Source organism: Flavobacteriales bacterium, assembly GCA_020635855.1.
Lineage (GTDB): Bacteria > Bacteroidota > Bacteroidia > JACJYZ01 > JACJYZ01 > JACJYZ01.
In genome coordinates, this window is the sequence record JACJYZ010000003.1 from 585,050 (window position 1) to 608,808 (window position 23,759).

25 protein-coding genes are annotated in these 23,759 nt (G+C 50.3%); 8 read left to right on the forward strand and 17 right to left on the reverse strand.

All coding sequences use genetic code 11. From position 1 onward, the window contains the following. Positions 1–6 precede the first annotated feature (6 nt). Complete coding sequence (gene rsfS, locus H6585_10840; GenBank protein ID MCB9448829.1) at positions 7–393, reverse strand: ribosome silencing factor; 387 nt, start codon at positions 391–393, stop codon at positions 7–9. Between the two features lie 95 nt (positions 394–488). Between rsfS and H6585_10845 the strand changes: the two genes are divergently transcribed. After that, the gene (locus H6585_10845) at positions 489–1,265 is read left to right on the forward strand and encodes a biotin--[acetyl-CoA-carboxylase] ligase (GenBank protein ID MCB9448830.1); all 777 of its coding nucleotides are present in this window, start codon (positions 489–491) and stop codon (positions 1,263–1,265) included. Here the strand turns inward: H6585_10845 and H6585_10850 are convergent. Both H6585_10850 and H6585_10855 read right to left on the reverse strand, forming a co-directional pair. Beyond that, a complete protein-coding gene (locus H6585_10850; protein ID MCB9448831.1) occupies positions 1,231–1,653 on the reverse strand; it encodes a hypothetical protein in 423 nt (140 codons plus the stop codon). The two genes, H6585_10845 and H6585_10850, sit on opposite strands and share 35 nt — an antisense overlap. 128 nt (positions 1,654–1,781) lie before the next feature. Next, positions 1,782–2,432, reverse strand: coding sequence for an orotate phosphoribosyltransferase (locus H6585_10855; GenBank protein ID MCB9448832.1), 651 nt, complete (start codon positions 2,430–2,432; stop codon positions 1,782–1,784). 7 nt (positions 2,433–2,439) lie between these two features. Between H6585_10855 and H6585_10860 the strand changes: the two genes are divergently transcribed. Then, positions 2,440–3,063 (forward strand): NUDIX domain-containing protein, encoded by a 624-nt coding sequence (locus H6585_10860; protein MCB9448833.1) that lies wholly within the window; start codon positions 2,440–2,442, stop codon positions 3,061–3,063. 6 nt (positions 3,064–3,069) lie between these two features. Here H6585_10860 and H6585_10865 read toward each other — a convergent pair whose 3' ends face one another. From H6585_10865 to H6585_10890, 6 genes are all read right to left on the reverse strand, one after another. Beyond that, positions 3,070–4,428, reverse strand: a complete 1,359-nt coding sequence (locus tag H6585_10865) for a redoxin domain-containing protein (protein MCB9448834.1) — start codon at positions 4,426–4,428, stop codon at positions 3,070–3,072. A 1-nt stretch (position 4,429) separates the two neighbouring features. Next, positions 4,430–4,891 carry a pantetheine-phosphate adenylyltransferase gene (coaD, locus tag H6585_10870; protein MCB9448835.1) on the reverse strand — a complete coding sequence of 154 codons (462 nt, stop codon included), beginning with the start codon at positions 4,889–4,891 and terminating at the stop codon, positions 4,430–4,432. 13 nt (positions 4,892–4,904) lie between these two features. Further along, positions 4,905–5,450: a 16S rRNA (guanine(966)-N(2))-methyltransferase RsmD gene (gene rsmD / locus H6585_10875; protein MCB9448836.1), complete on the reverse strand. Its 546-nt coding sequence runs from the start codon at positions 5,448–5,450 to the stop codon at positions 4,905–4,907. Continuing rightward, positions 5,438–6,319 carry a DUF3822 family protein gene (locus H6585_10880; protein MCB9448837.1) on the reverse strand — a complete coding sequence of 294 codons (882 nt, stop codon included), beginning with the start codon at positions 6,317–6,319 and terminating at the stop codon, positions 5,438–5,440. The genes rsmD and H6585_10880 overlap by 13 nt, the downstream gene beginning before the upstream one ends. After that, positions 6,303–6,839 (reverse strand): hypothetical protein, encoded by a 537-nt coding sequence (locus tag H6585_10885; GenBank protein ID MCB9448838.1) that lies wholly within the window; start codon positions 6,837–6,839, stop codon positions 6,303–6,305. The genes H6585_10880 and H6585_10885 overlap by 17 nt, the downstream gene beginning before the upstream one ends. Positions 6,840–6,995: 156 nt before the next feature. Then, a complete protein-coding gene (locus tag H6585_10890) occupies positions 6,996–8,765 on the reverse strand; it encodes a DNA polymerase III subunit gamma/tau (GenBank protein ID MCB9448839.1) in 1,770 nt (589 codons plus the stop codon). Positions 8,766–8,928: 163 nt separating this feature from the next. Here H6585_10890 and H6585_10895 point away from each other — a divergent pair, with 163 nt between their 5' ends. Genes H6585_10895 through H6585_10905 form a run of 3 tightly spaced genes read left to right on the forward strand, consistent with a single transcriptional unit; the run spans position 8,929 to position 10,065 of the window. Further along, positions 8,929–9,309 carry a 30S ribosomal protein S6 gene (locus tag H6585_10895; protein MCB9448840.1) on the forward strand — a complete coding sequence of 127 codons (381 nt, stop codon included), beginning with the start codon at positions 8,929–8,931 and terminating at the stop codon, positions 9,307–9,309. 33 nt (positions 9,310–9,342) lie between these two features. Next, entirely contained in the window at positions 9,343–9,609 is a 267-nt protein-coding gene (locus H6585_10900; GenBank protein MCB9448841.1) for a 30S ribosomal protein S18, read from the forward strand. A gap of 9 nt (positions 9,610–9,618) precedes the next feature. Continuing rightward, positions 9,619–10,065 carry a 50S ribosomal protein L9 gene (locus tag H6585_10905; protein MCB9448842.1) on the forward strand — a complete coding sequence of 149 codons (447 nt, stop codon included), beginning with the start codon at positions 9,619–9,621 and terminating at the stop codon, positions 10,063–10,065. A gap of 86 nt (positions 10,066–10,151) precedes the next feature. Here the strand turns inward: H6585_10905 and H6585_10910 are convergent, their stop codons facing one another. The 3 genes from H6585_10910 to panB are packed head-to-tail and all read right to left on the reverse strand — an operon-like array spanning position 10,152 to position 12,908. Further along, positions 10,152–11,363, reverse strand: a complete 1,212-nt coding sequence (locus H6585_10910) for an ABC transporter permease (protein MCB9448843.1) — start codon at positions 11,361–11,363, stop codon at positions 10,152–10,154. 26 nt (positions 11,364–11,389) lie between these two features. Beyond that, entirely contained in the window at positions 11,390–12,106 is a 717-nt protein-coding gene (locus H6585_10915) for an RluA family pseudouridine synthase (protein ID MCB9448844.1), read from the reverse strand. Continuing rightward, a complete protein-coding gene (gene panB, locus H6585_10920) occupies positions 12,087–12,908 on the reverse strand; it encodes a 3-methyl-2-oxobutanoate hydroxymethyltransferase (protein ID MCB9448845.1) in 822 nt (273 codons plus the stop codon). The genes H6585_10915 and panB overlap by 20 nt, the downstream gene beginning before the upstream one ends. 210 nt (positions 12,909–13,118) lie before the next feature. Here panB and H6585_10925 point away from each other — a divergent pair, with 210 nt between their 5' ends. The 3 genes from H6585_10925 (at position 13,119) to H6585_10935 (ending at position 17,161) form a co-directional block, all read left to right on the forward strand. Continuing rightward, entirely contained in the window at positions 13,119–14,114 is a 996-nt protein-coding gene (locus tag H6585_10925; GenBank protein MCB9448846.1) for a hypothetical protein, read from the forward strand. A 157-nt stretch (positions 14,115–14,271) separates the two neighbouring features. Continuing rightward, entirely contained in the window at positions 14,272–16,188 is a 1,917-nt protein-coding gene (gene dnaK, locus H6585_10930; GenBank protein ID MCB9448847.1) for a molecular chaperone DnaK, read from the forward strand. A gap of 79 nt (positions 16,189–16,267) precedes the next feature. Further along, positions 16,268–17,161, forward strand: coding sequence for an EamA family transporter (locus tag H6585_10935; GenBank protein ID MCB9448848.1), 894 nt, complete (start codon positions 16,268–16,270; stop codon positions 17,159–17,161). 9 nt (positions 17,162–17,170) lie between these two features. Here H6585_10935 and H6585_10940 read toward each other — a convergent pair whose 3' ends face one another. The 5 genes from H6585_10940 to H6585_10960 all read right to left on the reverse strand — a co-directional run bounded on the left by H6585_10940 (position 17,171) and on the right by H6585_10960 (position 23,748). Next, complete coding sequence (locus H6585_10940) at positions 17,171–17,524, reverse strand: hypothetical protein (protein MCB9448849.1); 354 nt, start codon at positions 17,522–17,524, stop codon at positions 17,171–17,173. An 89-nt stretch (positions 17,525–17,613) separates the two neighbouring features. Beyond that, positions 17,614–19,863, reverse strand: coding sequence for a hypothetical protein (locus tag H6585_10945; protein ID MCB9448850.1), 2,250 nt, complete (start codon positions 19,861–19,863; stop codon positions 17,614–17,616). 79 nt (positions 19,864–19,942) lie between these two features. Further along, positions 19,943–21,355 (reverse strand): hypothetical protein, encoded by a 1,413-nt coding sequence (locus H6585_10950; GenBank protein ID MCB9448851.1) that lies wholly within the window; start codon positions 21,353–21,355, stop codon positions 19,943–19,945. Positions 21,356–21,370: 15 nt separating this feature from the next. Further along, positions 21,371–22,783: a hypothetical protein gene (locus H6585_10955; protein ID MCB9448852.1), complete on the reverse strand. Its 1,413-nt coding sequence runs from the start codon at positions 22,781–22,783 to the stop codon at positions 21,371–21,373. A 260-nt stretch (positions 22,784–23,043) separates the two neighbouring features. Continuing rightward, positions 23,044–23,748 (reverse strand): TIGR00730 family Rossman fold protein, encoded by a 705-nt coding sequence (locus H6585_10960; GenBank protein ID MCB9448853.1) that lies wholly within the window; start codon positions 23,746–23,748, stop codon positions 23,044–23,046. Positions 23,749–23,759: the final 11 nt, after the last annotated feature.

Genomic DNA, 23,759 nt, shown 5'->3' on the forward strand with positions numbered 1-23,759 from the left:
TTGGACTCAGTTCGCCTTGGGGACAAAGGATTCTTCCTGGATGTCCTGACGTTTGGCGTCGGCCCAAAGCTCTTCGATCCTGTAGAAATCCCGTTGTTGAGGTTGGAATACATGGGCCACAACGGTTCCGTAATCCAGCAGGATCCACTCGGCGTTGTCGTAGCCTTCGGTACTCCAGGGTTTTTCCTTGATGGTCTTCCGGACAATTTCTTCGATGGAGTCGGCGATGGCTTCCACCTGGGTCCGGGAGTCTCCCTCACATATCACAAAGTATTCACAAAAGGCATGGTCGATTCCTTTCATGTTCAGCAGCACAATGTGTTTTGCTTTTTTTTCAAGCATGCCTGCAACTACTGCATCGGCCAGCTTTTTTGAGCTTTGTGTTTTTTTCATGTTCAAGTTGCGTCCGCTGCAGGGAGAACAGCGGATCGGTAAACGTGTTTTTCGGAAAAAACAAAAATACTCATTTCTTTTGCAAATCAGCGTTTTTGCCCATGCTCATCGGTCAGCGGAAGATTTTATTGGACGAAGTGGATTCCACGAATGCTTATTGCGCCCGGCAGTTGAGGAGCGATGCACCCCCCGAAGGCACTTTGTTTGCAGCGAAACAACAAACCTCAGGCCGGGGGCAGACAGGTAAATCATGGTGGAGCGAGGCCGGAAAAAACCTCACCTTCAGCATTGCCTTGTACCCCGGATTTCTAACCCCCATGCAATCGTTTGCGCTCAATCAATGGGCGGCGCTCGGACTTCTTCATTACCTGCAAACATTGTCCGGTTTTCCCGACGGAACCCTGGCCATCAAATGGCCCAACGATTTGCTGGTAGGGGGGAGGAAGATCGCGGGTATCCTCATAGAAACCGCCATGCAGCAGGGGCGCATCGCCCATGCCATTGCGGGAATCGGACTGAATGTGAACCAGGATCGGTTTCCGGATGACCTGCCCGGGGCTACTTCGGTGCGTTTACAAACAGGAAGGCCATATGAGTTGGATGCATTCCTCGAAGGCGTATGTGTTTCGCTTGATGAAGTCTATGAGAAGTTGCGCATGCAAGGTGTCGGTGCTTTACAGGCAGATTATGAAGCATACATGTTCGGCAGGGGAGCCTGGCGCCCGTACGTGATAAGAGGAGTTAGGAAAGAAGGGTTGATTCGGGGTGTTGATGAAGCCGGACGTTTGCTGATGTCTTTCCGCGACGGCAATCTGCATGCCTTCGGTTTCCAGGAGATCAGCTTTGGGGATGGGCCTCCATTTGCGCTTTGATGTTGGCCGTCATGCTGTCGAAAAAGCTGGTCAGGGGTTTTTCAGCCACCATTTTTACAAACGGAGTCATGTCGGTGATCATCTCGAAACGCAACCTGCATCCCTGATCGGTGGGGTCGATGTGCCCGTACAGATCAAAAACAATCGGACTCACGCGGCTTGAATGCATATGCACCTGTTGTGGTGGAATGCCCGGTTTGATTTCCATGCCGATGGTGGACATGCCCTTGATGATAAATGAACAATCGGATTCCGTTGCCTTCCAGTTGCTGATCTTGCCCTGAGGCATCGCCGATTCCAGGTTTCTCAAATCGGAAAGCCATGTAAACACGCGTTCCTGGGATGCAGGGATGTCGTAGGTTTGGCTGGAAATAACGGTGTTGGCCATGGTGGTTGGATAGTTGTGAGGATTGTTTGTTGTTGAGCTGCAAAAACATGAAGGCACGAAGAATGGGAAATGCCCTTTGTGTCTTCGTGCCTTTGTGGCATTTCTATTTGCGTTGTTTCATCAGGGCATCAGGATTTGGGTTGTTGCCATGTGTCCGGATGATTCCTCCACGCGGTCAGCGCTTTCAGGTCGGCTTCCTTGATGTAGTTGGTTTCCATTGCTACACGGATCAGCGTTGGGTAATCAGACAAAGTGAACAGATCGCATTTGGCTTCGTTGAAGGCCTTTTTGGCCACCTGGAATCCGTAATCAAAAATGGCCACCATGCCCTTCACTTCCACACCGGCGCTACGCAAAGCTTGCAATGCCTGTAGGCTGCTCATGCCGGTGGATACCAGGTCTTCCACAACCACGGCACGTTTCCCTGCTTCCACTTCGCCTTCAATCTGGTTACCCAGTCCGTGTTCTTTCGGTTTGGGACGTACGTAAATGAACGGAAGATCCAATGCCTGGGCTGCAAGCACGCCGTGGGCGATGGCCCCGGTGGCAACACCCGCGATCACATCCGGCTTACCGGTTTTGGATTCGATGGCTGCTGCCAGTTGCTGCCGGATGAAGGTACGTACCTTCGGATAGGAAAGGATTTTGCGGTTGTCACAATAGATGGGAGAACGCCACCCGGAAGCCCACGTATAGGGGTTCGACGGATTCAGTTTAATTGCCTTAATTTGCAACAACAACTCGGCGGTTTTAACCGCCACTTCTTCTTGCACGATCATGCCGCAAATGTATAAAGTTTTCGTCAACAAGGTTCCGTTGCTACTGACAGATGGCCACTTTCAGGTCGACCCGGAAGGAAGTCATTTCGTGTTGCAGTACGGTGATGAGACTTCCCTGTTGGCGCTGCAAACCATGCTCGAAGGCGGCATGCTGGCGGTAGATCAGGTGGTGGTATATGGTGACTCGGCCGATGAGATCTTGGAACACTTCAAGCAACTGTTCGTGGTGGAAGTGGCCGCCGGTGGTTGGGTAACGGATCCGTCAGGACAGCTCCTGGCCATCCAAAGGCCCCAGCACGGTGAAGGATGGGACCTGCCCAAAGGCAAAGCGGAGAAAGGGGAAACGTTACCGGAAACCGCCGAACGGGAGATCAGGGAAGAATGCGGAGCCGGCGAACTGACCAATACCGGAACTTTGCCTGTGACCTACCATACTTTTTTCAGAAAGGATCAACGCACGCTCAAGGAATGCCATTGGTACCGGTTTGAATCGCCCGCTTTTGATCCCATACCACAGGAAGGTGAAGGAATATCGGTGGCTGCGTGGATCGGTGTGGATGAATTTGTGGCGAACATGGCTTTCCCCGCACTTGGAGAGTTGGTGGCACAGGTAGCGAGCCGCGTGAACTGACGCGGATCACTTTTTCCTTACATACGGCAGCAGGAATTCATGCAATCTTTCCGCAGGAGAGGGGGCTCCGGCGTGTACAATCTTTTTCTGTTCATCCGCCATGATGTATTGGGGCAACACCGGCAGGTTGTAAAGTTCCGCCACCTTTTTTGGGTCGGAGGCATGTACAAAATCGAACTCGGGTTTTGAACGCTCCGCCAGTTTCCTGTATGCCTGTTCCGATTCATCCAGGCTCACCGCTACGAAACGTACCAGGGTGCCGTACGATTCGTGGTAGGATTTCAATAATTCCAGTTCTCCCACACATTTGGGGTCGGTGGTAACCATGAACATGATGTAGGTAGGACGGTGGGCGGCATCTTCCCAGGTATAGGCTGAGCCGGTCAGGTCGGTCATGTTGATGTCGGGGAGAGGTTCATCTTCCACACTTTTGTTCAGCTGTCTGTAGATCAGTCCCGCCGCCTTGTTGGTGGTGTGAACCACTTTCCTATTGTAGAACTGGCTGATCATCGAAAGGATCATGGGTTTGTCGGAGTTGGGCGTGGCGTAAAGGGATATCATGCCTTTCAGGGTAACCCATTCCCTCAATTCCGGAGACTTCAGTAGGGGGTCTTTTCCGAGGCTGTCTAAAAACGCATTTAGTTTCCGGTCGAGCAGGGGAGGCCAGAGCGATTTGCTTTTGCGGCTGACCAGGAGTTCCGGCAGATAGGTTTTGAATGCATTGTTGAATGCATACATGTAGGAGATGTGGTTCGGGTAAACCGGCCGGTCGGTGAAGTATGCCTGGATGAATTTGCGGTTGTCCATTTCTTCCAGCATGTACAACTCGGCTGTTTCATACGTCACGTAGGTTTTGTAGTAGGGCAGCTGACTGGCAATTGCTTCTTTGTTGACCTCCGCCAGGAATTCTTTTACAACTTCCGGTCCTTTTTCCGTGTTGAGTACGTTCAGGTTCTTTTTGCGGAATGCAGCGTACCTGCCATCGAAGTCGCGGATTTTCTCATTCAGTTTGGAAGGACCCTCTTTGAGTATTTTCATTGGAACAGGGTCGCCGTTCATGTCCCTTCCGGCATGGATCTCCACATTGTAATGGATGTTTTTTTCTGCATGCAGCAGTTTCCTCGTTCCGTCCACATCAATAAATACAGCGGTTGTTTCCAGCAGGAGTAAGTCGGTTTTGAAATGCCCGGTAGCATCCACCTTGGCTTCTCCGAGTGTTTCTTCATTGAACAGCAACTGTTCACCATACGTGCGGAAGTACACGGTTTTTCCTTTGTATTCAGGAGCGCTTCCTTCGATCACCGTTTGGGCGCCGCAGGTCAGGCTCAACAACAAAGTGGTAAGAAGAAGAAACCGATGCAGCATGTCAGGGAATTTGAACGGATGAAGGCACGAACTGGCTCACATCTCCGCCGTGCTTTAGGATATCACGGACAACGGTTGAGTTTATTGCAAACACCTCGGGTACGGGGAATACAGATACCGTTTCAATCTCAGGGGCCATGGCATGGTTCATGGCGGCTATGGTGCGTTCGAATTCGAAGTCGTTCGTGTTCCTGATCCCGCGCAGGATGAACCGGGCGTCAACCTTTCGGCAGAATTCTACGGTTAGCCCTTCGTAGGATTCACACGTTACGCGGCTTTCGTTTTTGAATACCGACCGTATCCATGCTTCACGTTGCTCGATCGGGAACATGTATTGTTTCGCGGAGTTGTGACCTACACCCACAATGATGCGGTCGAATACGTTCAGGGCGCGATGCACCACGGATTCGTGGCCTCGGGTAATGGGGTCGAATGACCCCGGGAATACGGCGATTCGTTCCATGGGTGTATGTTGGTTAAGTCATGTTGGACCGTGCAGAAAAGATACTGAAATTCACGCTTCCGTACTTCCGCATTTCCAGGAACTCCGGTACATCGGAGAATGAATGATCGGCTCCGTGTTCAAGCACGAATAAACCATCCGCTCCAACCCATCCCTGGTTCAGCACGAGTTCGGGCAATTCAGCCAGTTCTGGCAGATCGTAAGGTGGGTCTGCCAGTACCAGATCAAATTCCCTGCCGGGTTTTTTCAGAAAGCGCAATACGTCCTCCTGGATCACCGTGGCATTTTCATTCAGGTCTGTCAAGGTTTTGCGGATAAAATTTACTGAGGCTCGGTTTTTTTCCACGGCCCAGGCGCCGGCTGCACCTCTTGACAAACATTCATAGGTCAGACTACCGGTGCCGCTGAACAGGTCCAGGCAAGTGCATTGTTCCCAGTCCAACCGGTTGGTGAGAATATTGAACAGCGATTCTTTGGCAAAATCGGTCGTGGGCCTCAGTGATAATTTGGCGGGAGGTTGAAAGCACCTGCCTTTGTATTTGCCGCCTATGATGCGCACAGGTATTCCTGGTGTAAGATAAAAAACTGGTGGGCGGGGATATCCCGGTATGGGTCGGCGTAGTCGATTGTGAGCGGGCGACCTTCAAAGCGAATATGATGAAGGTACTGGGCCATCAGCAGGTGCAGTGCATCACCTTCCAGGATGTCTCCCATCAAGGCTGTTTCCGTTTCCGAAGGAGTGAGGGCCAGTTGTTCCATCACGAACAACACATAGTACAGATGGTCTTCCGGCGAATGGCATTCAAAGCTGTTGGCGAGCAGCAGGGCGCGGTTACTGATCACCACAACGTCAATAAAACCGGTGCGTACATGAATGAACATCTGGGCCTTGGGTTCGTGTTTGTATAACGAAAGCAGGGATTCGATCAGGATGGACATCGGGTGAACGATATGCCCGCCAGGCAGATGTTGCAAGGCCCAGGCGTGCAGATTCCGGTCGGCCCGGAATACCCCCACCGCGTTCATGACCGGCAGGGGCATGAACTGGGACATGGCTTGAGGGTCTTCTCCGTAATGATAATTCAGGTAATCGTTGATTCCGCCGGCATCGAAGAGTCCCTGGGGAACAAGGGTATAAGCTTTGTTGTGGAGGATCAGGTGGGTGGAGGCAAACGCTTCTCCGGGTAAGGAAAGCTGTTTCCATGCATCGGCCCAGGGGGCGGGTGCTGCCTGGTTCAGTTCTATCCGGCCTACTTTTTCAAACCTGCGTGAGGCAACGTGGAGTGCGGTATACTTCAGAAAATATCCGTCCAACTCAAGGGTAAGCCTGTATTGTTCTGGCTGATCCGGCTGAAAGGCTGATCCGGTCAGATGAAATGTGGGGGCGAGCGGTGGAAGCGGTTGTGGGTGGTTATTCCCAGTTTCCATTTGTAGATGGTTCTTCCATGGAGCCCACCTTGAGCACCTGATTGGGGTCAAACGGTGCACCGTCGATCACTTCAAAGACCTTTACTGTGAGGCCGTTTACGTCAATCTCACCGGCGTTGATTTTAAACGGTTTGCCTTTTGTGTAAGGAACAAGGCCCAATGAGTCTACATGGTAGTCAGGTGGGAACAATGAGTCACGAACACTGACCATGCTGGTGTCACGAACCACCTGTCCCATGGCAACGGCCACAGAGTCTTCTATGTCTCCGATCTTTTTGATCACGGGGAAAGAATCGGTCATGATAAAATCGGTCAGCTTTTCAAAGCTATCGGCATATTGGTTGCGTACGGCTTTGTAGGCAAACTCGGCTTTGCGAATGTCTTTTAACCGTTCAATCACTTTGGCGTACCTGATCTCTTTTTCCTTATTGAATTCGATCGGCCTTTGAATCTCCATATAAAGGAGCACGGCAAGAACAACAGCTACAACAGCCAGAACGAGATTGATAACGATTTTCATTTGTTACATTCTTTGACCGGTTTGTCCGGCCGGGTTATGACTAAACTCCGTTTCTTCTATGAATGATGCGGCAGTGCAAAACTACAATATTCCGTGATTCTGCAAAAAGGAGGTTTTTTGCAACGCAATATTACTTCCTTCTGGTATGCGGCGGGGTTAATAGTCGATATCCAGATCCAATTGCTGGCGCAGTTTCTGGATGTTCGGATTTTTCTCCGCCATCTTATCGAACTTGTCCTTGGCGGTGTATGGGGTTTGGTCCTGTTCTTCCCGGTTGATCTCTGTTTCAAGCTGAATGGCGGAATTCCGCAGTTGTTTGCGGAGGTGACCGAGCAAGTGGGCTTTCTGAGATTCCAGTTCTTCTTCCTGGGCTTTGTTGTCTATGAGCAACATCAACCGGAAATCGTCCCCGATTTCAGGCTCCCGCTTCATCAGGGTTGCGTGCAGGTTGGCGCGGCCTTCTTCCTTGGACTGCAGGGCAAATGCCCTCCAATGCACCATCAGTTCTTCCTGCGTGAACGGGTGTTTTTCTTCAGGGGTTGTTTCTACAGGTGAGGTGTCGTTGCCGGGTTCTCCTTTTTTCTGAAGGATACCGGAGATGGAAATTGTTTTGGACTGATGTGATGGTGGTGTCGGTTCCGAGGGCGATGGAGGTGTGGCGATTTCCTCCCTTGCCGGTTGAGCCGCTGCGGCGGGTGACTTTTGCTCAGGCTTCTGTGAAGGAGCGGGTTCTTTCTTTTCTGCTTTTTTTTCCTGTTGTATCGGGTTCGTTGCCGGCGGTTTGGACGATGATGTTTCCTTTTTAGGGGCGGGTGCGGCTGCAGGTTCTTGTTCGGCTGAACCGCCCGCCATTTTCATCAGGGTGAGTTCCACCAGGAACCGTGGATTCTTAGACCCGCGATATTGCAGGTCGCAGGTATTGCCAAGATCCAGTGCCCGTAAAAGGAACGGGTGGGAGCAACGCCTGGATTGTTCCAGGTATCGGTCTTTGATGTTCTGGCTGGCTTCGATCAGTGGGATGGTCTGGGGATCTTTGCTTACAAGCAGGTTGCGGATGTGTCCGTTCAGTCCGTTGATAAAATGATGGCCATCAAATCCGCGAGTGATCACTTCGTCAAACAAAAGGAACGCACCGGTGGTATTATGTTCCAGCAGGTGATCGGTCATCTGGAAGAATACATCGTGATCAAGGATGTTGAGGTTTTCCACCACATCCTTATAGGTAAGCTGGTGCCCACTGTAACTGACCAGTTGGTCGAAGGTGGAGAGGGCATCCCGGAGGGCGCCGTCGGCCTTCTGGGCAATCACATGGAGGGCTTCCATTTCCGCTTCTACGCCTTCGTGTTTGGCAACGAAAGCCAGGTGCTTGGCAATATCTTCAATACCAACCCTGCGAAAGTCGAAGATCTGACAACGCGACAGGATGGTCGGCAGCACTTTTTGCTTTTCCGTGGTTGCCAGGATAAACTTGGCGTGGGCGGGAGGCTCTTCCAGGGTTTTCAGGAATGCATTGAATGCCTGTTGCGATAGCATGTGTACCTCATCGATGATGTACACCTTATATTGACCTGCCTGCGGAGAGAACCGTACCTGGTCAATCAGGCTTCTTATGTCTTCCACATGGTTGTTGGATGCGGCATCAAGCTCGAATACGTTCAGGGACTTCCCTTCATTGAACGACTGGCAGGAGACGCAGGCATTGCACGCTTCGCCTTCTTCGGTCAGGTTTTCGCAGTTGATGGTTTTGGCCAGTATCCTCGCACAGGTGGTTTTGCCCACACCGCGGGGTCCGCAAAAAAGAAATGCCTGTGCCAGGTGATGATTGCGGATGGCATTCTTCAGGGTGGAGGTGATGGACTCCTGACCGATGACCGTATCGAAGCGGGAAGGTCTGTATTTTCGTGCGGATACTATAAATGGTTCCATGGTGCAGTTTCCCGGTTGCCGGGGGAATACAAAGATAGTATATTTATGCTTTTTGATGGCGGCAGGGGACGTGCCCCGGAAGGGGGTGAAATAATTGCCAAATGATTTGTTTGGAATCAAACTTTTCGTACCTTTGCCGTCCTATTTTTAAGGATGCAAATCTATGTCTGAGATCAAAAACAGGTATGAAACAGTGTTCATCATGACACCCGTTCTGTCCGATGAACAGTTGAAAGAAACAGTTTCCAAGATCAAGAATCTGCTGAAAGATGAAGGTGCTGAAGTGATCCATGAACGCAAGTGGGGGCTTCGGAAGCTGGCTTACCCCATTCAAAAGAAATCAACCGGTTTTTATCACCTGTTGGAATACGCTGCACCCGGCACCGCCATTGATGCACTTGAGGTGGAACTGAAACGGGATGAGCGTGTGCTAAGGTTCCTCACGGTGAAGCTCGATAAGCATGCGGTCGCTTACAATGAAAGAAAGCGCGACAAGAGCAGCAAGAAGAGCGAGGACGTGAAGCCGCAGCCAGAAGAAGCATAATCACAACTTTACATCTCTATAACCCCAACTGCTATGTCAGCTGATTCAGAAATCAGGTACCTCACCCCTCCGACGGTAGAGGTAAAAAAGAAAAAGTACTGCTGGTTCCAAAAAAACAAGATCCACTACATTGATTACAAGGATCCCGACTTCCTGCTTCGTTTTGTGAACGAGCAAGGCAAGATTCTTCCCCGCAGGATCACAGGTACTTCTCTGAAGTATCAGAGAAAGTTGTCGACCGCTATCAAGCGTGCGCGTCATCTTTCGTTGCTCCCCTATGTTGGTGACATGCTTAAATAATTTACGGAGATGGAAATCATACTGAAGCAATACGTGAAAGGCCTTGGCGAGAAAAATGACATCGTCACGGTTCGTGACGGATATGGCCGCAACTTCCTGATCCCACAGGGACTGGGTGTCATTGCCAATTCAACCAACAAAAAGGTGCTGGCGGAAAACATGAAGCAGTCATCCTTTAAGGAGACGAAGATTCGTAAGGAAGCTGAGGATCTCGCTGGCCTGTTAAAAGACAAGGTGTTCAAGATTGGTGCGAAAGTGGGAGAGTCCGGAAAGATTTTCGGTTCCGTTACCGCACTGCAAATTGCAGATGCCATCAAGGAAGCCGGTCACACCGTAGATCGCAAATTCATCACCATCAAGGAAGAACCCATTAAGGAACTGGGTGCTTACAGCGCTGATGTGAAACTGTACAAGGACATCCACGCCACTGTTCAATTCGAAGTGGTAAGCGAATAAGTCCTGATTCCCCAACTATGTCTGAAACCCTGTTCGCATTGCGGACAGGGTTTTTTGTTGCTATGGGTATGGTAAACGGTTCGGGCTTATTCCACCCGAAGGGCTTCAATGGGCGGAAGGCGGGATGCTTTCAAGGCAGGGATCAGGCCGGCCAGGAGCCCCGTGATCATGCACATGATCAATCCCAACGTCATCCACAAAACCGGCAGTACTGCACCCACATGCATAACGAGGGCAACCAGGTTGCCAACGATTGTGCCGAACACGATACCGGCAATGCCACCCAACTGGCAGATGACAATGGTTTCGATCAGAAACTGCCACATAATGGCCCTTCTTGTTGCACCAAGTGCCTTGCGGATGCCAATCTCACGGGTACGTTCTGTTACGGCAACCAGCATGATATTCATCAAACCGATGGCGGCTCCCATCAGCGTGATGATTCCGATGATGGTACCCACAAGGCCCATCCATGCAATTTTCTCGATGAGCACATTGGCCAGGCTGTCACTTTTGAAAATCTCAAATGAATCCTCTTCGCCACGTTGTACGCCGCGAATGATCCGGAACAATCCCGTGGCTTCACCGATGGCGGCTTCCATCATTTCAATGCTGGCGGCTTTTACCTGGATAACAAAGTTCATATCGGGTCTGCCGTACTGCTGACGAACATTCTGGATGGGTATCATACACACCCGGTCGTTGTTCATGCCCACGGATGTGCCTTTTTCCTTCAATACACCTATGATCCGGTAGGTGCCGGAGGCAATTTTGATGTTTTGATCAAGTGCTTTGCTGGCGCTACCAAAGAAAAAGGATGCGATCTCCCTACCGATGATTACGCTGGGATATCCGAGGTTGACCTCCTGCTGTGTAAAATTACGACCAGCTGCCAATTCATATCCCGACGTGGCGAGATATGCTTCGTCTACCCCCAATACGGAATTGTTGGGGTTTGATTTCTTATCCCTGTATTTGATCGTGGCGGAACCGGTTCCGCGTGTGGTTACGGAAATGTCTGCCGGAAAACCGAATCGTTCCTTGAAGGCCATTGCTTCATCATAGGTGATGGATTCAAATTGTTTCGGACGTTCACCGCCGGAACCGATGCGGATGCCCATGCCCCGGTTGCGGATACTGAAGGTGTTGACGCCCATGCTGGAGAAACTTTCGGTCAGGCTGATCTTCAATACGTCAATAGCGGTTAAGATGGCAACCAGTGCCGTAATGCCAACGGCAATGATCACGATGGTCAGGATGGTCCGCAGCAAGGTGCTCCGGATAGAGCGCCAGGCCATGATGATGTATTCCCTCAGATATTGTCTCACTTTGCTACCTGCAATTGTTGGGTGAAAAACTGCCAGAGCGGATCTCCGGACGGAGGAGGGGCTACAATTTCCATTTCATCTTTCCTGACGGGATGCTCCAAATGAATTGAGCGGGCGTGCAGGTGGATGGAAGCGTCTTGGTTGGATCGTTTGGCGCCATACTTGAGGTCGCCCTTGATCGGGCAACCCATGTGTGCGAGTTGAACGCGGATCTGATGGTGGCGTCCTGTCAGCGGCTTGACTTCAAGCAGATGGTAACGATCGCTAGATAACAGCAGTTTGTAACGTGTGATTGCTTCCTTGCCTTTTCCTGGAGAAACCACCACCGATTTGTTGGTATCGGCATGCTTCAGCAGGTGGTTGGTCAGTTCGCCTTCCGTTTGAGGTGGTCGTGCACTCACCACGGCCCAGTACGTTTTGCGTATTGTGTTTTCCCGAAACATCTGATTGATCCTGGCAAGCGCTTTGGATGTTCTGGCGAACAGCACCACGCCACTTACCGGCCGGTCGATCCGGTGGGTTACTCCAATGAAAGCTTTGCCCGGCTTTTCATATTTCGCTGCAATGTATTCGGCCACCTGTTCACTCAGGGGTACGTCTCCCGTCCTGTCACCCTGAACAATATCCGACGGACGCTTGTTCACGGCAATCAGGTGGTTGTCTTCATATAACACGTCGGGCAGGATTGCACCGTCAGTATTGTTCCTTGTCATTGGGGAATTTCTTTTCCTTGACGTCCTGTGTATATCTGCTCACAGCTTGTTTGATGTCTTCGAATAAATTGAGGTACCTGCGCAGGAAACGCGGGCTGAATTCCTGGTTCAGCCCCAGCATATCATGTAGCACAAGCACTTGCCCGTCTACCTGGTTGCCGGCCCCGATTCCAATCACGGGAATGTCTACGCTGGCTGCAGCTTGTGCGGCAAGCCTGGCGGGAATCTTCTCAAGTACAACCCCGAAACAACCGGAATCCTGCAGAATGCGGATGTCTTCCAGCAGCTTTTTGGCTTCTTCTTCTTCTCTTGCGCGGACCACATAGGTGCCAAACTTGTAAATCGATTGGGGGGTCAGTCCCAGGTGTCCCATCACGGGCACCCCGGCAGATACAATGCGTTCAACCGATTCCTTTACTTCCCGTCCGCCTTCCAGTTTCACAGCATGTGCGCCGGATTCTTTCATGATGCGGATGGAAGAATTGAGCGCTTCTTTCGAGTTGCCCTGGTAGCTACCGAAGGGCAGGTCAACCACCACCAATGCACGTTGCACCGCCCTGATCACCGATGAAGCGTGATAGATCATCTGGTCAAGTGTGATGGGCAAAGTGGTTTCGTGGCCCGCCATTACGTTTGAAGCGGAATCACCAACCAGGATGACGTCAACCCCGGCCTGGTCCACAATCCTCGCCAGTGAAAAGTCGTAAGATGTAAGCATGGAGATTTTTTCCCCCCTCCGCTTCATTTCCTGAAGTACATGGGTGGTTACTCTTTTAACCTGTTTGATGTTTTGTGAGCCCATCTGAATTTAAAGTAGGTGACCTGAATATTTGGAGTCAACGATAGGGTTGATGACATGCAAAACTACAAAAATAGAGGATGGGGAGAATTTGATGTTTTGCCTATATTTTGCATCTTTACAGCCTTTCCCCCTTGTGTAGTTAGTGCAATATGCAGAAATTTGCCCGGCCCGGTTCATCAAACCAGAAGTTTATACTTTGTTGCTGATCTTATGAAGAAGTTATTTTATTTCCTGATGGTATGTGGTATTGTAGTGCTTCCGGCCTGCGAAACGGATTTTGATGTGAATGATGAATGGACGGAAACCACCATCGTTTATGGATTGTTGAACCAGAATGATGCCAACCATTATATCAAGGTGAACAAAGCTTTCCTGGGTGAAGGAAATGCACTGGAGATGGCAGCCGTTTACGATTCCATCAGCTACGCCAAACAAATTGAGGTATACGTGCAGGAATGGCTGAACGGTAACCTCAAGAAAACCCTCGTTTTCTCCAGGGATTCGTCCATGTCGAAAGACCCCGGAATTTTCTCTTACCCTTTCCAGGTTGTTTATAAGAACAGTGAAGCCCTGGATCCGGCTGTGGAATACCGGCTGATTGTGAAAAATACCGAAACAGGCAAAACCGTCACCGGCACAACCAGTCTGGTGCAGAATGTGACCATCACACAACCCACTTCTTCTGTCGGCCAATTGGTGAACTGGGTGGCGGCGACCAACAAATACAGCGTGAAATGGACGACTGGTACAAATGGAAAGCTGTATCAGCTCCGCATCGGTTTTCACTACACGGAAACACTGAAGGTCTCGCCTTATACGGTGACCGATCAATACGTCGAGTGGGTGCAACCCGCCACCGAATCACTGGGAATCACCGGAGGAGAAAACATGCAGGTTGATTTGCCCGGCGATAATTTTTACCAGTTCCTGGCCAGCCACCTTGAAGAAAATACGGATGTGGACCGCAAAGCCGACGGTATTGATTTCATTATAGATGTAGCCGGTGATGAATTCAATACCTACATGGCGGTGAACAAGCCGTCTACCGGTATCATCCAGGAAAAACCTGAATACACCAACCTGGAAAATGGCATCGGGCTGTTCTCTTGCAGGTACTCCAAAGGTGTTTACGACAAACAGATGACCCTCACTTCCCTCGACTCTCTCCGTGATGGACGCTTCACCAAGCACCTCGGATTCCTCTGACGTTCACTCCGTTGTTATGTCTTTTTGGCAGTTGATGTCAGTCTTTTGCCGGAGATTTTCCCCCGCTTGCTGTCAATATTGCGATAAGCATGTGATGGTATGGTGCTTGTAAAAAGCATATCAAACAAATTACTCAGTTATATCAACACGACTAATCATGGGAAAAATAATAGGAATAGACCTGGGAACCACCAACTCTTGTGTTTCTGTAATGGAGGGAAATGAGCCGGTGGTGATTCCAAACAGTGAAGGTAAAAGAACGACTCCTTCCATTGTGGCATTTCTGGACAACGGAGAGCGCAAGGTAGGTGATCCGGCCAAACGTCAGGCCATTACCAATCCGGAACGTACGATCTATTCAATCAAGCGGTTCATGGGAGCCTCTTTTGATGAAGTGCAGTCGGAGATCAAGCGGGTACCATACAAGGTAGAAAAAGGGGATAATAACACCCCCCGCGTTCGTATCAACGACAGGTTATATACACCGCAGGAGATTTCGGCCATGGTGTTGCAGAAAATGAAGAAGACCGCCGAAGACTACCTGGGAACGGAAGTGACAGAAGCCGTAATCACGGTTCCGGCATATTTCAACGATGCCCAAAGGCAGGCTACCAAGGAGGCGGGTGAGATCGCCGGTCTCACGGTGAAGCGCATCATCAACGAACCCACCGCTGCGGCGTTGGCCTACGGGTTGGATAAAAAGATGGAAGACCTGAAGATCGCTGTGTTTGACTTGGGTGGTGGTACATTTGATATTTCCATCCTCGAGTTGGGTGAAGGTGTGTTCGAGGTGAAATCCACCAATGGCGATACCCACCTGGGTGGTGACGATTTCGACGATGTGATCATCAACTGGCTCGCTGAAGAATTCCAGAAGAATGAAGGCCCCGATCTGCGTAAAGATCCGATGGCATTGCAACGTCTGAAGGAAGCTGCCGAAAAAGCCAAAATTGAGTTGTCAAGCGCGTCATCCACAGAAATCAACCTGCCTTACATCATGCCTGTAGACGGAATTCCCAAACACTTGGTGAAAACGTTGTCAAGGGCACAATTCGAACAACTCGCAGATGGTTTGATTCAGCGTACACTCCAGCCTTGTAAGATGGCTTTGAAGGATGCAGGCATTCCCGCCAGCGAGATCTCGGAAGTGATTTTGGTGGGTGGATCTACCCGTATTCCTGCCATTCAGGAAGTAGTGGAGAAGTTCTTCGGAAAGAAACCCTCCAAAGGTGTGAACCCAGACGAAGTGGTTGCCATCGGTGCTGCCATTCAAGGCGGTGTACTCACCGGAGAAGTAAAGGATGTGTTGTTGCTGGACGTAACACCGTTGTCGCTGGGAATCGAAACCATGGGCGGTGTGTTCACCAGGCTGATCGAAGCCAACACCACCATTCCGACAAAGAAATCAGAAACTTTCAGCACGGCAGCAGATAACCAGCCGTCGGTTGAGATTCATGTGCTGCAGGGGGAACGCCCAATGGCATCCGACAACCGTACCATCGGTAGGTTCCATTTGGCAGACATTCCGCCGGCACCGCGCGGTGTTCCCAAGATCGAGGTGACATTCGACATTGATGCGAACGGTATTCTGAACGTATCGGCCAAAGATCAGGCTACGGGCAAGTCACAACAGATCCGTATTGAAGCTTCATCCGGGTTGTCAGACAGTGAAATCGAGAAGATGAAGAAAGAAGCGGAAGCCAATGCTGCCAGTGACAATGCCAAGAAAGAAGAAGCCGAGAAAGTTAACAAAGCCGATACCATGATTTTCCAGACGGAGAAGCAACTGAAGGAATACGGTGATAAGCTTTCCGCCGGCAACAAATCAAATATCGAAGCGGCTCTTTCAACGCTGAAAGATGTGCACGGCAAGAAAGACCTGGCAGGAATTGAAGCGGCCCTTACCAAACTGGATGATGCATGGAAAGCAGCTTCCGAGGAAATGTACAAGGCCACCCAGGAAGGTGCGCAAGCATCGGCCGGAGGGAACGGTTCCCAGCAGGCAGATTCTTCACAGGACGGAGAAGTAACCGATGTGGATTTTGAAGAAGTGAAGGACGAGAACGGTAAGTAATCAAGTCATGGTTGATTTGATGAGCAGGCCCCGCCATTGGCGGGGCCTTTTTGTTTACATTTGGGGCGCATCTGGCGCTATGAAATCAGACATTGTTCGACTTCACCTGGTGGTGGTCGTTTTCGCGTTTACCGGGGTCATCGGAAAGTTGATCAGTCCGGCGGTCAATGCCCCGAATCTTGTCATGTACCGCATGTTGTTTGCGGCCCTGGGCTTGGGGGCATACCTTATCATTAAAGGTCAGCGCCTGCCTCCGGTATCGCAATGGTGGAAATTCCTGCTGGTCGGATTGCTGGTTGGCTGCCATTGGGTATTTTTCTTTCAGGCGATCAAGGTGTCCAATGTTTCAGTAACCCTGGGATGCTTCGCTTCCGCTGCATTGTTTACCTCCCTGATTGAACCATTGCTGACACGTAGCAGGTTTTCGAAGTTGGACATTGTCATGAGCATCATGGTCATGGTGGGCATCTACATGATCTTCGAATATGCATGGACGTACTGGACGGGCATCCTTTACGCGTTGGCATCTGCATTGCTGGCGGCGTTGTTCACAGTGATCAATAAGAAGTTTGTGGCAAATTCGGAAGTGCTTTCCATGAGTTTCCTGGAACTATTGGGTGGCGGTGTGATGTTGTCTGCCGTTGTTCTGTGCGGGGAAACAAAACTGGTATGGCCGGGTGGGGAAGACTTGCTTTATCTGCTGGTTCTTGCCTGGATATGCACATCATTTGCTTTTGTGATGTCCAATCTGGTGATGAAAACACTAACGGCCTTTCAGGTTTCCCTTACCATCAACCTGGAGCCTGTGTACGGAATCGTTCTGGCGGTGATGATCTTTGGCGAGTCGGAACGTATGTCGGCCGGTTTCTATACAGGGGCTTGTTTGATTCTTGCGACTGTGGTGCTGTATATGCCCCTGAAGAGGTGGACAAAAAAAAGAGGGAAATCAAAATTTCCCTCTTTCCTCGGTTGAGGTTTGTGCTTATTGCGGTTTAGGGGCTCCCGGTTGGGAAGGTTTGGTTTCCGGTGCGGTTGCCGGCGCATCATGCTGGTCTGCCTGGGCCACCTTCTTCCTTGCATTTTTCCTTGCTTTGCCCAGTGCGCTTGGTGCCTTTTCGCCTGACTTGGCACCGGGGGCAATGGTTTCCTTGTCGCCGGTCGGGGTGGCGGATGGGCTTCCTTCTTCCCGGATAATCAGGTCGTTTTTTCCATTTTTATCATTCGGGGTTGTCGGGGCGGTTTTTTCAGTGTCGGGTTTGGTATCGGTCTGGGCCATGGCTGCTCCCATCATTGTGAGAGCGAACAAGCCGGTGAAGAGAAATGCTTTCCTGTACATGGTAGAGAATTTTGTTTCTCAAACAGAGGCAAAAATGATACCAAGATTGTTGCTGTGGAAAAAACCTATCGGGCGGGCGGTAGTAGCCATCAGTTCTCCTTAAGAGACGTTGCCGCTTCATTTAATGAGATCAGTACACCGGAACGGTAGGGCAGAAGGGCTGCGGTATCAATGCCATTCTCCATGGCATACCCGAGATATGCATTTGCTTCCTTATATGTGTTGAAAGAAGGGGAACTGTATGTGGTTTGGCCATCCATCAAACCTTCTTGTTTCTGCACATCTTTCAGGTTATTGATCTTGAGCAGGTCGGCTTCCGGAATATCCCCGCTGTTGAAATTTCCCAATTGAACCCTGAAAGAAATATCGTGCCCGCTTTTTTCAGCCAGGGTAGGATCTGACTCAAACGGATTGTCTTCCGATGCTGCGGCGGAAGAATCGTTATGATCGGGTTCTATTTGCTCTTCTCCGTCGTTGTCGGGTTCATTTTCCTGGTCGGGTGATGTTTGTTGCGCGGGTTGTTCATCCCCGTCAACGGCATCTTCCTCTGCATCCATCCCGGAAGGTTTGTTAACACCGGGGCTGGTTTTTTCAGGTTGATCTTTGTGCTGTTCATTGTATTTTTTCTCCGCTTCGATGGCATCTACAATGTTGAGTTGTTTTCCATCCTTGTATGCCACGACGAAGGCTCCTTCAAATCCTTTCACCAGCATATCAATCCTATGTTTTACCGCTTCGCTGTATGCATAGAATGTGCCCGACATGTACTTGTAAAATCCATCATTGGTTTTCAGGGAATTCAGGTCATTGATGCCTTTGAAGTTATCAACCGAGATCTCGCTCCTGAAAGCGCCCAACTGCACACGGTACAACACGCGTTCAAAATTAAGCGGCGTATGGTCTCCCTTGCCTGTGTTCACCATGTGATCCACCTTGTCCAGATCGATGTTTACGTTCTGCGAGAACTCGGGCAGCCAGCGAACGACCTTGGTGTTTTCCATGCCTCCCTCTTCCAGCACCCTGCGTTTCACTTCCGCTTCTTCCGCTGTGGCGAAGGATCCCACGGTAAGGATGGTACGTCCGTTCTCATCCTTCATGCTTTTCAGGTCTTCGATGCTGAGGAACGCATCCATCATTTCATTGGGTATGCCTTCGTCAAAAGCACCCACCATGATGCGGTATTCTTCGGTAGGCGATTGTTTGTGTTTGGAAGGATCGAAACCAAAGCGTCCGGTGCTGTCGATGTATTCCATGTAAATGTTCAGGATCATCTCGGGTGTCATCAATTCACCGCGGGTATCCACCAGTGTATCGGTAAGTGTACCTGCCTGATTGTCGCGGTAGTTGGGAACGCCGTCGTTGTCATCGTCGAGGGGGCATCCGTTTTCGTTTACGGCTTCTCCTTCGGGCGTCTCCGGGCAAAGGTCACTGGCATCCTGCACACCATCCATGTCATGGTCTTCAACCTGAAGCGCATAGAAATCAACCCCTTCGTAGTAATAATCCTCGGCTGTTTTTCTCGGGTTGAAGTTATAGCTGAACCCCATGTAGGTGAACATGTAGCGGTCATTGCCTCCTCTTCCTTTCCGGTCGTCTGTACCATCCTGTGTCACGTTGTCGATAAAATCGGTCATCGTGTAATGCAGGTTGGTTCCGAGCTTGAAGTTGATTTGTTCGTTGATGTTGAATGAAACCCCGCCGCCAATGGGAAATATCAAAGAAGTTAGTGGATAATTGCCGAACCCGTCCATGTTGGCATCCCTCAGGTCGGTTTCATAGACATGGTCTTTTTGAAGAACTACGGCAGATGACGCCTTGGGATCATCTTCGGCAATGCTGCGGATGCTTCCGTCATTCCAATAATAGTACAACTGGTTGCTGGCATCATACAGGTCGCCTTTGGGACGGAAGTGCATGAAACCAATGCCCACGTTCAGGAAGGGTGTCAAAATACTGCGGTCTTTCAACAAGGGAGCAAAATCGTAGAAGCACTGTACACCTCCCGCCTGGATGTTGGTCTGAAAATTCATGTTCCGGGTCAGCGACTTTTCCGATGCGGCCAATTTCCCGGTATGGAGGAATAAACCCACCTGCAGGTTGGGCTTCAGCGATTGACGTACATCTATCTGGTATCCGGGACGGGTTTTGTAAGGTTCATTCAGCTGGTCGTAGCCCACATCACCGAAGAAGCGCATCATACCCACCTGCAAAGACACTTCGGGCTTGAATTCAATCGGGGTGGATACCTTCACATCGGTACTGTCATCGGCATGTGCCAAACCGAAGAAGGATACGAGAAAATAAAACGAAAATAAGATGCTACGCCCTGAGTGTTTCATGTAATGCTACTTACAACTTTGGGCAGGTATACGCAATTCCCTTTAAATGGTTATGCAAGCTGCGCGGGCATCCGGCGCATCAGGGAACCCATTTCTGGTTGGAGATCATCAGCGCTTCCTGCACGGTGATCCGTTTGGCTCCATTGTATGCGGTTACAAAGGGATTATGCACCTGGTTCACATTACGGAGGGTTTCTCTTTTGTTGCGGGCATCCTGGTATGCACTCAGGGCACCAACGGTATATTTGTTCCAGCCGTTGTGTTGTTCCTGATTCACCGTTTCACTGATGTTCTTTTTGTCTTTGAAATAAGACATGGAAACAGTGGTATTGCGCAGGGCCATTACCTGCACCCGGTAAATTACACCTTGTTGGGGTGCCGGGATGCCGGTTACTTTCTTTTCATCACCACCGCTGTTTTTGTTGTCCCCTGTTGGGGGGGGAGGAGTGGTTTTGGGCTGGACAGGTGGTGCAGCAGATGCTGTTTCTGTTGGCACATCCTGTTTGTTGGTATTGGTGTTGTCTGCTGCGGCTTGGTCCGGCATTTCAGTTTCAGTCGGAGCATCTGTTTCCTCGTTGCCTCCGTTGTTGTCTGCCGGGGGATTCATGGCCAGCGGAGCACCGGCAATGATCTCAGAAGTTGCAATCACATACTTTTTTGATTCTTCGTTTTCCATGAAAGTGAAGGCACCATCAATTTTGTCACCGGCATTCATCTTGGCCGGGGTTTTCACTTTGTAGGAAACGGTAAAGTGATCCTGGTCGGGCAGGTTCATCCATAGAAACTTGACATCCTGGTCAACGAAAGAAAAAATAGCGCCCTGGGTTTCGATCTGAGAGGCGCTATATCCTTTGGGAAGTGTTTCCTGAAGCTTGGCATATCCGGCAACCTGGCTTTTGGATATCTCCACGGTTACCGTGAACTCGCTGCCGGGTTGGATCTCCGTATCAGACAAACGGCGGCTGGCTTCGATTGTACCACCGCCTGAAGCCACGGCTTCACCGGTTACCGGTGGGGTGGTCAGAGAAGCAGCATCGTCAATTTTTTCCGGGTGTTCATTGACAATGGCCACCTTTTTTACGGGGACCGAAGCCATTTTTCTTTCATTGTCTTTCACGTAAGAGAAGCGACCTCCCAGGTACATTTCACCGGAGGGTACATTCTCTCCGACTTTCACTGTGTAGGACAGGGTGATGTTGGGGGTGGCGGGCATGGACATCCAGATGAACTTGACCGAATTGTCTTTGAATGTAAATGTGGCATCCGCCGTTTTTCCTGCCGTAGCGGTGAATCCCTGCGGCAGGTCTTGCTGCAATTTCGCCAGGCCTGTGAGGTCATTCTTAACGATGGTGATCTCAACGGTGAATTCCTGACCGGCCTTGATTTCCGAAGGTACGGTCTGAACGATGGTCACATCATCGGTGACCACGGAAAACATCTGGAGCAGGCTTACAAGGCTCAGGTGCAGAACTACCAGCAGGGCTTTTATCATGGCGATTCAGTTCAGTTATTGTTCAAAGAAGTAATCGATGAGCTTATAAAGGGTTTCAACCGTGAATGAAGTGGCACCTTCAAAAAATTCATCAATAACCATGGTGATTTCCTCGGATGAGATGAAGCCGTCGTTGTTTTTGTCACCGGCTCTCAGTTCAGGTGGAATGTTTGAAGAACCGGTTGTGCCCTGCAGGTTCTTTTCCGAAAGTTTCTCACGGATGGCTTCCAGCGTGCTCCTGTCCATCGCCAGTGTATCACGGCTGGTGCTTTCCTGGATCATGGCATCGGTAATGACCATGCCTTCCGCATTCACCGGTTGATTCGATTTGGAATTGGGTTCCTTATCGCGATAGTCGGGAACGCCATCCTTGTCGCTATCCACAGGACAACCTTTGCTGTCGGATTTCACTCCTTTGGGTGAGTCCGGGCAATCGTCCTTCACGTCGGGTATTCCGTCACCGTCGCTATCGGTGCGATCGATGGCGGCGAAGTCGAAGTTCTTATATTCTTCCTTGTCTTTTTTGCGCTCGTCTCTTTTCGGGTCACCTCCTCCGAAGCCGTAGTGAAGGGCAACGCTGGAACGCAGGTAGCGGTCGTTGTCGAAAAAGCCTCCACCGTCTGAATAGTCGTCGATAAAATCGGACATGACAAAATTATAGGAAGCACCGATGCGTGCGTCGAAGCGATCTCCCAGTTTCAGTTTAATGCCAAAGTGCAGGGGAATAACCAGTGCGCTGTGTTTGTACTCGCTGCCTGTGGAATCCAGTTTGGTCTCGTATGTATAATCGCGAAGAATTTCTTTGCCGGTGGTATCGGATTCATTGGTGTTGCGGATGGATCCGTCTGCCCAATAGTAATAGCGTTCATTGTTTTTATCCAACAGATCTCCCATCGGATTGAAAAAGAAATACCCGATGCCTGCCCCGAACAACGGGCTGAACTTGGCGCCCCTGTCCATGATGACATCATTGTCGAAATGGAGGGTAAGCCCCAATTGAGCCTGAAAGAAATTGGTTTCAAAATTCAGGTTACGTGTGACCGATCTTTCCTGCTTGGAAAGCTTGCCGGTAACCAATCCCAGGTCTGCACCAAGAAAATTACCGAAACGCCTTTCGCCGACAACGAACACGCCTTTGCGGAAATGGCTGAAGGAACTCCGGATGGTTTTGGTTTCCACTTTTCCGATGTCGCCATAAAAGGAGCAAAGGCCTACGCCGGCGCCCACCGACCAATTGCGGATGATGCCGGATGATGGAGGACGTACTTCCTGGGCACGTCTGTCTTCTTTCTCGGATTTGTTGTCGGAGGGAGCAGAAGAACTTTCGCCCTTGGACTGATCGGGTCCCGGGACTTCCTGGGCTGACAGGCTCGTGCACATCAAGCCGAGGGATCCTATCAACAACCAGCAGGTGAAATGTCTTCGCATACGGAGCGCTTTACGTTCATGACCTGAGGTTTCATCCGGGCTGTCGACTCACCCGTGTATCTGCCAGGCCTTCCTACAAAACTATTTTTTATTGTGTCCCGGGCGCCCGAGGAGAAGTCTATTTTTTAAACAAAATACTGTTAATAACGACCGGACGAATGAACTGATTCTAAAGATCATTCAAGGGTTTCGTGGGATGGATTCAAAACAAAAAAGGCCGGTTTGTTCCGGCCTTTTTGATGTACACTGCAGGGTGTATGTCAGAAGTTGGGTTTCAACAGATACTTCGAGTAGAAACTTGTAATGGCATTTTTGGCTTCTTCTGCGGTATCCACCGTGATGAAGAGGTCGAGGTCTTCCTTGCTGATGTTTCTTTCTTCGAGCAGGGTGTTCTTAATCCATGCGATCAATCCTTCCCAGTATTTGCGACCTACGAGAACGATCGGAAACTTACCGATCTTTTCTGTTTGGATCAGGGTCAGTGCTTCAAACAATTCATCCAGGGTGCCGAAACCGCCGGGCAACACGATGAACCCTTGTGAGTATTTCATGAACATCACCTTGCGTACGAAAAAGTAGTCGAAGTTGATGAGCTTATCGTTGTCGATGAAGTCGTTCGGCTTCTGTTCGAAAGGCAGGTCGATGTTCAGGCCGACGGAATTCCCGCCTCCTTTTTTGGCTCCTTTGTTTGCCGCTTCCATGATGCCCGGGCCACCACCGGAAACAATCCCGTATCCTTCCTGGGTAAGTTGGAAGGCGATGGTTTCAGCCAGTTGATAATAGGGATGGTCGGGCTGGGTACGTGCGGATCCGAAGATGGTCACGCAGGGACCGATCTGGGTTAGTTTTTCAAATCCTTCAACGAATTCGGCCATGATCTTGAAGATCTGCCATGAATCCGCAATCTTAACTTCATTCCAATTCTTATGGGCAAAAGCTTTTCTGATTTTATCGTCACTCATCATCTGAATTATTT